This window comes from Micromonospora sp. NRRL B-16802, from assembly GCF_001279555.1.
Classification (GTDB): Bacteria; Actinomycetota; Actinomycetes; order Mycobacteriales; family Micromonosporaceae; genus Micromonospora; species Micromonospora profundi.
Map to the genome: position 1 here is coordinate 16,461 of NZ_LGEB01000054.1, position 11,755 is coordinate 28,215.

At 71.6% G+C, this 11,755-nt stretch carries 11 protein-coding genes; 4 read left to right on the forward strand and 7 right to left on the reverse strand.

Going from position 1 to position 11,755, the window contains the following annotated elements; translation table 11 throughout:
• Positions 1-17: 17 nt before the first annotated feature.
• Positions 18-803 carry an aldo/keto reductase gene (locus ADK66_RS13020; protein ID WP_053655098.1) on the reverse strand — a complete coding sequence of 262 codons (786 nt, stop codon included), beginning with the start codon at positions 801-803 and terminating at the stop codon, positions 18-20.
• Positions 804-897: 94 nt separating this feature from the next.
• Between ADK66_RS13020 and ADK66_RS13025 the strand changes: the two genes are divergently transcribed.
• The gene (locus ADK66_RS13025; RefSeq protein WP_053655100.1) at positions 898-1,947 is read left to right on the forward strand and encodes a DNA polymerase ligase N-terminal domain-containing protein; all 1,050 of its coding nucleotides are present in this window, start codon (positions 898-900) and stop codon (positions 1,945-1,947) included.
• A 14-nt stretch (positions 1,948-1,961) separates the two neighbouring features.
• Positions 1,962-3,152, forward strand: coding sequence for a threonine synthase (locus tag ADK66_RS13030; protein WP_053655235.1), 1,191 nt, complete (start codon positions 1,962-1,964; stop codon positions 3,150-3,152).
• Positions 3,153-3,201: 49 nt separating this feature from the next.
• Here ADK66_RS13030 and ADK66_RS13035 read toward each other — a convergent pair whose 3' ends face one another.
• From ADK66_RS13035 to ADK66_RS13050, 4 genes are all read right to left on the reverse strand, one after another.
• A complete protein-coding gene (locus ADK66_RS13035; protein WP_053655102.1) occupies positions 3,202-4,578 on the reverse strand; it encodes a pectate lyase in 1,377 nt (458 codons plus the stop codon).
• Between the two features lie 256 nt (positions 4,579-4,834).
• Positions 4,835-6,631, reverse strand: coding sequence for a glycoside hydrolase family 15 protein (locus ADK66_RS13040; RefSeq protein ID WP_053655104.1), 1,797 nt, complete (start codon positions 6,629-6,631; stop codon positions 4,835-4,837).
• 28 nt (positions 6,632-6,659) lie between these two features.
• Positions 6,660-7,049, reverse strand: coding sequence for a cupin domain-containing protein (locus ADK66_RS13045; protein ID WP_053655106.1), 390 nt, complete (start codon positions 7,047-7,049; stop codon positions 6,660-6,662).
• A 263-nt stretch (positions 7,050-7,312) separates the two neighbouring features.
• Positions 7,313-8,206 carry a sulfotransferase domain-containing protein gene (locus tag ADK66_RS13050; RefSeq protein WP_053655107.1) on the reverse strand — a complete coding sequence of 298 codons (894 nt, stop codon included), beginning with the start codon at positions 8,204-8,206 and terminating at the stop codon, positions 7,313-7,315.
• 91 nt (positions 8,207-8,297) lie between these two features.
• Here ADK66_RS13050 and ADK66_RS13055 point away from each other — a divergent pair, with 91 nt between their 5' ends.
• A complete protein-coding gene (locus ADK66_RS13055) occupies positions 8,298-9,356 on the forward strand; it encodes a beta family protein (protein ID WP_053655109.1) in 1,059 nt (352 codons plus the stop codon).
• Between the two features lie 3 nt (positions 9,357-9,359).
• On the opposite strand, the gene ADK66_RS13060 is transcribed toward ADK66_RS13055, so the two are convergent.
• A complete protein-coding gene (locus tag ADK66_RS13060) occupies positions 9,360-9,641 on the reverse strand; it encodes an adhesin (RefSeq protein WP_053655111.1) in 282 nt (93 codons plus the stop codon).
• Between the two features lie 197 nt (positions 9,642-9,838).
• Positions 9,839-10,888, reverse strand: coding sequence for an NAD(P)-binding domain-containing protein (locus tag ADK66_RS13065; RefSeq protein WP_231640021.1), 1,050 nt, complete (start codon positions 10,886-10,888; stop codon positions 9,839-9,841).
• A 132-nt stretch (positions 10,889-11,020) separates the two neighbouring features.
• Between ADK66_RS13065 and ADK66_RS13070 the strand changes: the two genes are divergently transcribed.
• The gene (locus ADK66_RS13070; protein ID WP_053655114.1) at positions 11,021-11,752 is read left to right on the forward strand and encodes an MIP/aquaporin family protein; all 732 of its coding nucleotides are present in this window, start codon (positions 11,021-11,023) and stop codon (positions 11,750-11,752) included.
• The last annotated feature ends 3 nt before the right edge of the window (positions 11,753-11,755 follow it).

Here is an 11,755-nt window from a genome sequence, read left to right on the forward strand (position 1 = left end):
TGAAGGAAACCGCCTTATCAGGTGCCCGCCAGCGCGTCGATGTCGCGCATCTCCTCAGCGGTCAGCGAGAAGTGGAAGACATCGAAGTTGGCGCTGATCCGCTCCGGCGTCACCGACTTCGGGATCACCACGATCTCGTGGTCGATGTGCCACCGCAACACCACCTGAGCTGGCGAAACGTCGTGCGCGCCAGCGATCCGGGTCAGCACCGGGTCGCTGAGATCGGTGGTCTTGAACGGGCTGTAGCCCTCCAGCACCACACCCCGGTCCCGCAGCTCGGCGTGCCGTTGCCGGTCGTACAACATCGGACCCCAGCGGATCTGGTTGACAGCCGGGTTCTCCTCCGTCGACTGGATCAACTCGTCGATCTGCGCGGTGCTGTAGTTGCTCACCCCTACCGTCCGGGTCAGGTTCTCGTCCCGGGCGGCCAGCACCTCCCGCCACATCGGGATGCTCTCGGCGGCCGACGGGGGCCAGTGGATCAACCAGAGGTCCACCTGGTCGACGCCGAGCGCCTCCAGGCTGGCCTCCAGCGTCTCCCTCTCCCGGCCCACCCGGTCCGGTGGGAGCTTGGTGGTGATGAAGATGTCCTCCCGACGCAGCCCGCTCTCCTGCACCGCCCGGCCGACTTCCCGCTCGTTGCCGTACATGGTGGCAGTGTCGAGGTGCCGGTAGCCGGTGTCGAGCGCGGCCAGGACGGCTTCGTAACCCTCCGTGCCGGTGGCCTGCCACGTGCCGAAGCCGAGCAGGGGCATCCGCACGTCACCGGGGAGCATTGCGGTGGGCTGGTCGGTGTGGTCCATGAGGACCGTTCTACCCCGCCGCGCCCCCTGCCGCAGAGTGAACCGGACACTCCGGCAGGCAGCGCGACGATCCGCTGTGTCGGAGAATGCGTGTGTGAAGGACCGGCTGGACGAGTACCGGCGACGGCGGGACGCGACCCGTACGCCCGAGCCCGTGCCGACGCGCAGCCCCACACCGGCAGAGCCCGGCGAGGGCGAGGGCCGCTTCGTCATCCAGCAGCACCACGCCCGCAGCCTGCACTGGGATCTGCGCCTGGAGCACGAGGGGGTGCTGGCGTCCTGGGCGGTCCCCCGCGGCTTGCCCCGCGACCCCGGCCGCAACCACCTGGCCGTGCACACCGAGGACCACCCGATGGAGTACCTCGACTTCTCCGGCGAGATCCCCGCCGGCGAGTACGGCGGCGGCCGGATGGTCATCCACGACCGGGGCACCTACCGCCGCGAGAAGTGGCGCGACGACGAGGTGATCGTGACCCTCGCAGGCGATCGGACCTCCGGCCGCTACGTGCTCTTCGCCACCGGCGGCAAGGACTGGATGGTCCGGCGCACCGACCCCGCGCCGTCCGGCTGGACGAGCATGCCGGACCTGGTCCGCCCCATGCACGCCACGCCGGCCACCAGGCTCCCCCGCGACCGGGGCGACTGGGGCTACGAGCTGCGGTGGGACGGCGTGCGGGCCATGGCGTACGTCTCCGGCGGGCGGCTGCGGCTGCTCTCCGAGACCGACGAGGACATCACCGGCGGCTACCCGTGGCTGCGCGCGATGGCCGAGGCGCTGGCGCCCACCGAGGCGGTGTTCGACGGGGTGCTGGTCCGCATCGACGGCACCGGTCGGGTGCGCCCGGCCCGCCCGGCCAGCGGCAGCCGGGTTCCGGCCGGCGCCCAGTACCTGCTCGTGGACCTGCTGTGGCTTGAGGGCGTGAGCAGCGTCGACGTGCCGTACGCGCAACGCCGGGAACTCCTCGATGGGCTGGCCTTGACCGGCACGCACTGGCAGACTCCGGCGTGGTTCCCCGGCACCGGCGACGAGGCGCTACGTACCGGGCGTGAGCAGGGCCTGCCCGGTGTGATCGCCAAGCGGTTGGATTCGGTCTACGAGCCGGGCCGGCGCAGCCGACGCTGGCAGAGCATCGACGCGGCCTGATGGCGAGGAGCGACGTGTACCTGACCCATCTGGACTGCCCGCGCTGCGGCCTGGAGTACGCCGCCGACACGGTGCAGAACCTCTGCGCATGCGGCTCCCCGCTGCTGGCCCGCTACGACCTGCCGGCGGTGGCGAAGGCGGTCGCCCCGGAGCGTTTCGGTCTGCGCCCGGCCGACCTGTGGCGCTACCGGGAGCTGCTGCCGGTCCGCGACCCTCGGCACGTCACCACGCTCGGCGAGGGCTGGACGCCGCTGCTGCGCGCCCCGGCGTACGGCGCCGAGATCGGCATCGCGGACCTGATGGTCAAGGACGAGGGCCTGATCCCGACCGGCTCGTTCAAGGCGCGCGGCGCGGCGGTGGGCGTCAGCCGGGCGCGTGAGCTGGGCGTCGAGCGGATCGCGATGCCCACCAACGGCAACGCCGGTTCTGCCTGGGCGACGTACGCGGCGCGGGCCGGGATGGGCGCCACGATCGTGATGCCACTGGCGGCGCCGACCATCTGCCGGCGCGAGTGCGTGGCCGCCGGTGCCGATCTGCGGTTGGTCGACGGGCTGATCAGCGACGCCGGCCGGCGGGTGGCCGAGCTGATCGCCGAGTCGGGCGGGGCGATCTTCGACGCCGGCACGCTGCGCGAGCCCTACCGGCTGGAGGGCAAGAAGACGATGGGGTACGAGATCGTCGAGCAGCTCGGCTGGCAGATCCCGGACGTGATCATCTATCCGACGGGCGGTGGGGTCGGGCTGATCGGCATCCACAAGGCGCTGCACGAGATCCGGGAGCTGGGCTGGGTCGGCGACAAGCTGCCCCGGCTGGTGGCGGTGCAGTCGACGGGCTGCGCGCCGATCGTGCGGGCGTTCGCCGCCGGCGAGGACCGGGCACGGCCGTGGGAGGACGCGCGCACAGTGGCGTTCGGCATCACAGTGCCGGCACCCCTGGGCGACGAGTTGATCCTGGCCGCGTTGCGGGAGTCGGCAGGCACCGCGGTGGCCGTCGACGACGTGGAGATCCTGGCCGACCTGCGCGACTTCGCGGCCCGCGAAGGGCTGTTGCTCTGCCCGGAGGGGGCGGCCTGCCTGACGGCGGCACGGCACCTGCGCGCCGGTGGCTGGATCCGCGCCGACGAGCGGGTGGTGGTGCTCAACACGGGCTCGGGTCTGAAGTATCCGGAGACGGTGGACGTCTCCGGCGTACCCGTGCTGACCTGAGCTGGTGGCACCGGCGGGCCGTGCGGCCGCGCCGGTGCCACCGTGCTGGCTACTGGTAGGTGATGTCGGACGGTGAGTAGAAGCAGTTGACGCCGTCGGCGCCCTCACCGATCTTTGTCGGCTCGCTGCCCTTCGGCACGCCCTTGTACTTGACGCAGATCGAGGTCTCCCGGTCGGCGTCGCCGATGATCGTGATCCGGCTGAAGCGGGCGGTGTCGCCCCAGTTGGTGTTGATGCCGGCGATCGCGTCGGTGTCCCGGACGACCACGTTGTCGATCACCACGTGTCGCTGGTACGACGTCGAGCAGTTGCCGCAGGCCCGGTAGAGCTTGCCGGCGTTCTCCACCCGGAAGTTCTTGATGTAGACGGTGCCCGAGCCGTTGTGCTGGAAGACCTTGTCGCTGGCGGACCGGGCGCCACCGCCGTCGACGGTGTAGGTGGTGCCGCCGCGGAAGGTGGCGGCGTCCTCGCCGACGTCCTCCCACCACACGTTGATCAGGGTGCAGTTGCCCTCGCAGTGCACGCCGTCGCCGGCCGGCGCGCCGATCATCACGTTGCGCAGGGTGGCCCCGGCGGCCAGTTCGAACATCGGGTCCTGGCTCTCGCTCTGCCCACCGTCGCCGATGCCGTAGTAGCGCTTGAGTCCACCGTCGAAGGTGCCGGAGACCGGGATCGTCGCGTCCACCTTCTGGCTGCCGGTGGGCGTCGGCCAGCCCGCGGGCGGCGCTGTGGTCGGGCCCGGCGTGGTGGGCGGTGCGCTGGTCGGAGGTGCGGTGGTGGCCGGCGGGGTGGTCGGGGTGCCACCGCCGGACGAGTCGACAGCCACGTCGTCGAAGCCGCCGCTGGCGTACGCGGTGACAAGGCCGATCCGACCCGCACCGGACAGGCTGTTGCTGCCGGAGGCGATCTGGGTGCCGTTGACGAAGCCACGGATGGTGCTGCCGCTGGCCTCGATGCGCAGCGTGTACCAGGTGCCGGTGCTGATGCCCAGCGACGCGGAGCCGATCGCTGTGATGCTGCTTCCGTTGACGGCCTGCAACTCGGCGCGGCCGGAGCCGAGCAGTGCCAGCCGGTACATCTTGGTGCTGCTTGTGGACCGGGCGGCCAGCCCGACCAGGGCACTGGACGAGCCGAAGCTCGCCGGGCGGACCCGGGCCTGCACGGAGTAGTTGGTCCAACTGGTGTCGCCTGCGAACTGCCGGGCCAACTCGCTGCCGGCGTTGCTCTGGTTGAACACGCCCGCGCTGTCGACAGCCCAGGTGCCACCCGACTTGGACCAGCCGGAGGCGTCGCCGTCGTTGAAGTTGTCGGTGAAGACAGTGGCCGCGAAGGCCGAGGTCATGCCCGCGACGAGGGCCGCGGTGGTCACGCCGGCACCCACCGCCAGCAGCAGTGGTCGCCGGCCGGGGAGTCGTCTCTTCTGCACAGTTGTCCTCCTTGGCGCATGTGGTGGTGGTCCCTCGACCGTCCGTACGGGGACGTGCGGCAGGACGTGCTGCCCTGGCGGGGGGATCGGTGTGCTCTCCCCGTCGGAGGCCCGGCTCCGGGACGGGTGAAGCGGGATCAAAGCCGTGGGAAAGGGCTTTCCCGCCCCCCTTGAGGCTAGGACTGCCCAACCACCACCGTCAATGGATTGCGCTTGCAGGTCTGTTGCAGGATTCGCGCCCGCAGACGGGCCTCGATCAGTAGCTGTCCGGCTCGGTCAGCCGCCAGGCAGCGTTGATCAGACCGACGTGCGACAGCGCCTGGGGCGTGTTGCCGAGCTGCGTCCCGGTGTCCATGTCGATCTGCTCGCTGAACAGGCCCACGTCGTTGGCGAACCCGACCACCCGCTCGAACAGCTCCGTGGCCCGCTTCCGCTCACCTGCGATCACGAGGCACTCCACCAGCCAGAACGAGCACAGCAGGAAGCCGCCGGGGTCTGTCGTCCACCGCCGGACCAGGCCGTCGTCGGAGCCCAGCTCCCGGGCGATCATCTCGATGGTCGCCCGCATCCGCGGATCGGTGGCCGGCAGAAAATGCGCCACCGGCAGGATCAGCGCCGAGGCGTCCAGCTCCGACGAGCCGAACGCGCCTGTGAACGCGCCGATCCGGTCGTTCCACCCCTCGCGCAGCACCGCGTCGCGGATGTCGTCGCGGACCGCCGCCCAACGGCCCGGGTCGGCCCGGTCACCCAGCCGGTCGGCGAGCCGCACCGCGTGGTCCATCGCCAGCCAGCAGAGCACTTTTGACGACAGGTAGTGGCGCTCCTCGTCGCGGGTCTCCCACATGCCCCGGTCCGGCAGCCGCCACGTCGCGGCGACCTGCTCGGTCAGCCCGAGCACCATCTCGCCCAACTCATCCTCGAAGGTCGCGCCGAGATAGTCACGCAGCCGCCACACCGCCGAGGTGACCTCACCGGGCACGTCGAGCTGGCGCTGCCGCCACGCGTCGTTGCCGATCCGGACCGGCCAGCTGTCGCGGTACCCACGCAGGTGCGTGCACTGATGCTCGGACAGGTCACGCTCACCCTCCAGCCCGAAGAGCACGGGCACCGGCTCGTCGCCGATCCGGCCGATCGAGCGGGCCGCCCAGGCGAACAGGCGCGACGTCTCGTCCGGGCAGGCCGCCACCCAGAGCGCGCGCATTGTCAACGAGAAGTCCCGCAGCCAGGAGAAGCGGTAGTCGTAGTTGCGGTCGCCGCCGATCTGCTCCGGCAACGACGTCGTCAACGCCGCGGCGACCGCGCCGCTGCGGGCGTAGGTGAGGCCGGTCAGCACCGTGGCGCTGTGCCGGACCAGTTCGGGGTACCGGCCGGAGTAGGAGTGCGTCTGCCGGTACGCCTCCCACGCCCGCGTCGTCTCGTCGAGCGCGGTCAGCGGGTCGAGTCGGACCGGCGGAGCCCCGTACGTCTCGCCGAACGCCACGTCCATTCCGAGCACCTGCCCGGCGGAGATCTCGAACTCGTGGGTCACCCGGCCCCGGTCGGGTCGCAGCGGTAGGTCACCGGCGCGCAACACGAGCACCACAGGGCCGGCGCCGGCCAGCACCCCGCCGTCCGGCTGTTCGTGCAGGTACGGCGTGAGCAGGCCGTACTCGGGTCGCGGCGCGAAGTCCAACGCCATCCGTACCCGCCCGGACAGCCCTTCGACGACCCGGACCAGCACGGCGGGCGAGTTCATCCCCAACTGGTGGGCACGCGCGCCGGTCTCGGCGGCCAGCGCGTCGGTGACCGCCACGCTGCCCTGCGGCGTGTGGTGCACAGTCCGCAGCACAAGCGTGTCCGGCCGGTACGCCCGCTCCACCCGGTGGCCGGGGCCACCCGCCCCGGCCGGGGCCAACCGGAAGTGCCCAGCGCTCGGGTCGAGCAGCCGGCCGAACACGGACGCTCCGTCGAACCGGCTCGGGCACCACCAGTCCACGGATCCGTCCTTACCGACAAGCGCACCGGAGCGGGCATCCGAGAGGAACGCGTAATCGGAGATCGGCGGCTGCTCCACCCGCCGGGGGTACCCGGTCGAGGATCGATCAGGCCGGCGGCTCGTCCTTGCCGGCGGCCTCGGCCTCGTCGGCCTCCTCCTTGGTGTGGTGCACGGCCTTGTCGGCGTGCTCCGGCGGGCCGTAGACCGTGTAGAGCACGAGCGGGTTCGGGCCGGTGTTGACGAAGTTGTGCTTGGTGCCGGACGGTACGACGACCAGGTCGCCCGCGACGACCTCCCGCTTCGCACCGGCGACCCGGGCCTCGCCGGTGCCGCTGACGAAGGTCAGGATCTGGTCGATGCCCTCGTGCACCTCCTCGCCGATCTCCCCACCCGGCGGGATCGTCATGATCACCAGCTGGGTGTGGTCCCCGGTCCACAGCACCCGCCGGAAGTCCGGGCTCTTCTCGGCGACTGTCGCAATCGTGAAATGCTCCATGGTCCGCTCATACCCCGTTCGACGGCTCGTCACGCCGGGACTGGCAAATGGTGGAATTCCCCACGGCCGGCGGGTTTGCATCCGTGCGGAACGGGGATCGACCACCCTGACCGGCGCTAGTTGCCGGCCGAGCCAGGTCCCCGCTGGCGTACCGCCGAAACGGCTGCGATGGTGGGAGACGGCCAGAGCGCGGCGACGTTCCGACCACGTGTCGAACGGCGCCGTGCGCTCGTCTGCAGGGCCGGTCCGCGCGACCGCGTCGGTCAGGCGTCGCGGTGCAGCCAGTCGAGCAGGTCGGGCGGCGCGAGGGCTGCCGTACGGGCGCGGTAGCGGGCCAGGCCGGCCGCGTCCAGCAGATCCCGGCCCTGACCGGAGCGGCCCTGACGGAAGAACGCGCCACGGTCCCGCAGTACGCCGCGCGTGTCCGGAACGAGGAGGTCGGCGCGCTCCCGCATCCGGCCGAAGGTGGCAGCCTCCACAAGCTCGGGCCAGCGCCCGGCGGGCACCGCGAAGCCCCACCGGTCGGCCAGCAAGCGCATCTGCCCGCCGAGGTCGGCCTGGAGATCGTCGTAGTGCACCAACTCGACGTTCGGCTCGTGCCGGCGGGCCCAGGCGTCGCTCAGGTGCCACAGCACGCCGGGCAGCGAGTCCAACTCGGCACGGGGGTCCACCTCGCGGTCGACCCAGCTCGGCAGCCACTGCTCCACCGGGAGGCGCTTCCGAGGTGGCCCGACCGGGGCAGGCTGACCGGTCAGCTCGGCGAGGCGGGCCCGGTCCAGGTTGCCGGCCTGGTGATAGAGGGACACTGCCATGTCCAGCGGGTGCCGGGCCACCACCACGTAGTGCACCCGGGGATCGAGTGGCACCCCGTCCAACGGGGTGTGCGTCTTGATGAACCGTCGGTGCGGCTGGGCTGCCAACCGGCCGTAGACAGCGTCGCGAGGCTCGACCAGCCAGTCCAGCCAGGGGGACAGCTCGGTCAGCGGCGCCGGCAGGTCCGGGGTGCCAAACACCAGCAGCGCGCAGATCATCTGCATCCAGGTGGTGCCGCTCTTGGACCGGGTGCTGATCACGATGTCACCGTCGCGGAACGGGAACCCGACCCAGCGGGCGCTGTCCTCGTCCTCGGAACGGTAGCGGTGGGCTGGCGCGATCACCGGACGAGCGTAGTCGGCGAACCGACAGTCAGGCAGCGGGTTTTCCCGTCGACGGTTGGGAAGGCATGCGAATGCCTGGCTAGATTGAATTATGGTGCCCGCCCACGGGGGCCGGGCGGCGCAACCGGTCTACCGCCCCATCCTCGCCAGCCACCGACGCGGCGAACTGGAGGCGTTGAACCACGTCGACTCCGCAGCCGCCCCTCTGCTCGCGCCGATCCTGGAGATCAGCGTCGCCGACCGCTCCACGATGGACGTTCTGCGTCGACTGCCGGCCGGTCTGCTGCCGGCCGTCGACGTCACCGACCTGCCCGACGTGGCCGACACGGAAATGGTTCGTTGGGGCGTACCGCTGATGCCCGTGATCGGGCTCGCGGAGAGCGACAGGCGGCTGGTCGCGCACGGCGCGGCGGCCCGGGAGTACGCCGGGCGGGCGCTGATCCGGCTGCGCGCCGCCCGGGACCGGGCGGGGCCGGACGCGAGCACCACAGCTGTCGAACGGATCTGGCGGTTCACCGGGCTGGCACCGGAGCAGTGCGACCTGCTTGTGGACGCAGGTGACGTGTGCTGCGCGGCAGACGTGCGGGTGGCCGAGCCACGGGTACGGCGGCTGCTGGGCTGGGCCCGCCGCCACGCCTGGCACTCGGTCACCGTGGCGGCCGGCGGGATGCCGCCCACCCTGTCCCGGCTGCCCAGCGACGAGCCCGTCCGGTTGGACCGCTGGGACTGGCAGCTCTGGCGGCGACTGACCGACACCGGGGTCGACTACGGCGACTACGGCGTCGGTCCGGCCACACCTGGCAATGGTGACCCCGGCGACCGGCTGCCCACAGTGCGCTACACAGCTGACGGCGGCTGGTGGGTCTACCGCTGGTCGCGGCGAGGTGGGCGGGGCGACGACCGGTTCGCCGACCTGTGCCGCACGCTGGTGGCGGCACCGCACTGGCCGAGCACCGGCGCCGCGTTCTCGTGGGGCGACCACGAGCTGCTGCGCCGGGCCCGCCGAGGTGCCGGCGCCGGGTCGACCGCCAACTGGGCGGCGTGGAGCACGTCGCACCACCTGGCGCACGTGCTCGCCGCGCTGACCCGCCCGGACAACGACACGGCGCCCGGGTGGGTCCCGCCGCAGCGGGGACGATCGCCCAGGTAGGAGCTACTGCCGCTCGGTGAAGCCGAACTGGATGATGCCCTCGTCGTCGACTGTGGCGTCCACCGAGGCGTCGCCGAGCAACTCGACGGCGTCCGCGTCGAGGAAGATCCGGGCACCCTGGTTGTCGACCACCTGGTCGCCCTGCTCCGGCTCGGGCACCAGTTCCACTGTGAGCGACCCGGCGTCGGCATCGGCGGCGATCCGCACCCCGCCGTCCTGGGCAACGTCCTGCTGGTTGGCAAGGTCACGGATGACGAGCACGGCGTTGTCGGTCATGGTGAGCATGTGTGGAACTCCTCGTGGATTATGGGCACGCGGTCGCATTTCGCGCAGACCGGGCAGTCGGCCTCCCGCACGAGACACACGTGGGAGACGGCAGGAGAGGCGAACGGGCATCGCCGTCGCGTCGAGATCGGGGCAGCTGAGGGCCCCTTCCCTGCCCACGGTGCCCGCTGTCGGGCGATCCGTCAAATAGAGCCACGTCAGTCGAGAGCGGGGGCGGGTGCGAGCAACGCGCGAATCTCGTTGACCGCCGCGCGGCCGGCCCGGTTGGCGCCGATCGTGCTCGCCGACGGGCCGTAACCGATCAGGTGGATCCGGTCGTCGGTGACGACACGGGTGCCGTCCATGACGATTCCACCGCCCGGAGCGCGCAGCCCGAGCGGGGCGAGATGGTCCAGCGCGGCGCGGAAGCCCGTGCACCACAGGATGACGTCGGCCCCGACGAACCGCCCGTCGGCCCAGGTCACGCCGTCGGGCGTGATCCGGTCGAAGATGGGTAGCCGGTCGAGGACGCCGCCTTCCTGGAGCCGGCGGATCTCGGGGGTGAGCGGCAGACCTGTAACGCCCACCACGCTGCCCGGCGGCCGTCCGGCGCGTACCGCGGTCTCCACCCGGGCGACCGCGGCCCGGCCCAGCTCGGGGCCGAACTCACCGCTCGTGAACTGCGGTGGGCGGCGGGTCACCCAGGTGGTGCTGGCCGCGACCGGGGAGATCTCGGCGAGCAGTTGCACCGCCGACGTACCGCCGCCCACCACCACGACACGACGGCCGGCGAACTCCGCGGGCCCCCGGTAGTCGGCAGTGTGCAGCTGCTGCCCCCGAAACGAGGACCGGCCCGGGTAGTGCGGCCAGAACGGTCGGGTCCAGGTGCCTGTGGCGTTGATCAGTGCCCGCGCCGTCCACGTGTCGTTGTCGCCGTGGACGTCGAGCCGGCCGTCCGGGCGGGAGCGCACGGCGCGGACGCGTACCGGTCGCCGGACCGGCAGGCCGAACGCCCGCTCGTACCGGGCGAAGTAGGCGCTGACCACCTCGGCGGCCGGGCGCTGCGGGTCGGCGGATGGGAAGGGCATCCCGGGCAGGTCATGGAAGCCGTGCACCCGTTCCAGGCGCAGGGTCGGCCACCTGTGCTGCCAGGCGCCGCCCGGCCCGTCGTCGCCGTCGAGGAGGACGAAGCCGCTTCCCGGGGTGAAGCCGGTGCGGCGCAGGTGGTATCCGGCGCTCAGGCCGGCCTGGCCGGCCCCGATCACCACGACGTCGACGGAATGGCGGCCCACACGCTGTGCAACGCCGGGATGACCTTCGCTGTGCCCGGGGTCGCCCGTCACGCCTGTTACAGAGCCGGTTTTGCCCCTAATTGCCTGAATCACCCCTAGGCTGGGGAAATGGATGATGCCCGCCGTGCGGCCGCCGAGTTCCTCGGCACGCTGCTGCTGGTCTTCTTCGGCGTGGGAGCCGCCGTGGCCGCCCGGGTCCAGGGTGGCGTGGTGGTGGTCGCGCTGGCCTTCGGGTTCGCCATGCTGGCCCTGGTCTACATGATCGGTCCGCTGTCCGGCAGCCACGTCAACCCGGCGGTGACCCTCGGCGTGCTGCTCTCCGGAAAGATCTCGCTGCTCGGCGCTGTGGCGTACTGGATAGCGCAGTTCGCCGGGGCGACAGTGGCCGCCTTCATCCTCTGGGGGCTGACCCGCTGGGGTGACGTGGCGGACCAGACCGGAGCGCTGGGCTCGAACGGGTACGGCGCGCACATCAACAGGGGCGGCGCGGCCGTCCTGGAGATCGTGCTGACATTCCTCTTCGTGCTCGTCGTCCTGGTCGTGACCAGTCGCAGCGAGAACCCGGGCACCGCCGGAGTGGCGATCGGGCTGGCCCTGGCCGCGACGCAACTGGTCGGCGTGACGCTCACCGGCGCGGCCGTCAATCCGGCTCGCGCCTTCGGCCCGGCCGTCTTCGAAGGTGGCGTGGCCCTGCGCCAACTCTGGGTGTTCATCGTCTTCCCGCTGCTCGGCGGGGCGCTCGCCGCGCTTGTGGCACCGCTCGCCATGGGCGCGCAGCGGCACTACTGGGGCGGGCACGCCAAGTCCGTGGGGCGACCGCCGGAACCCGAACGGCAATAACTT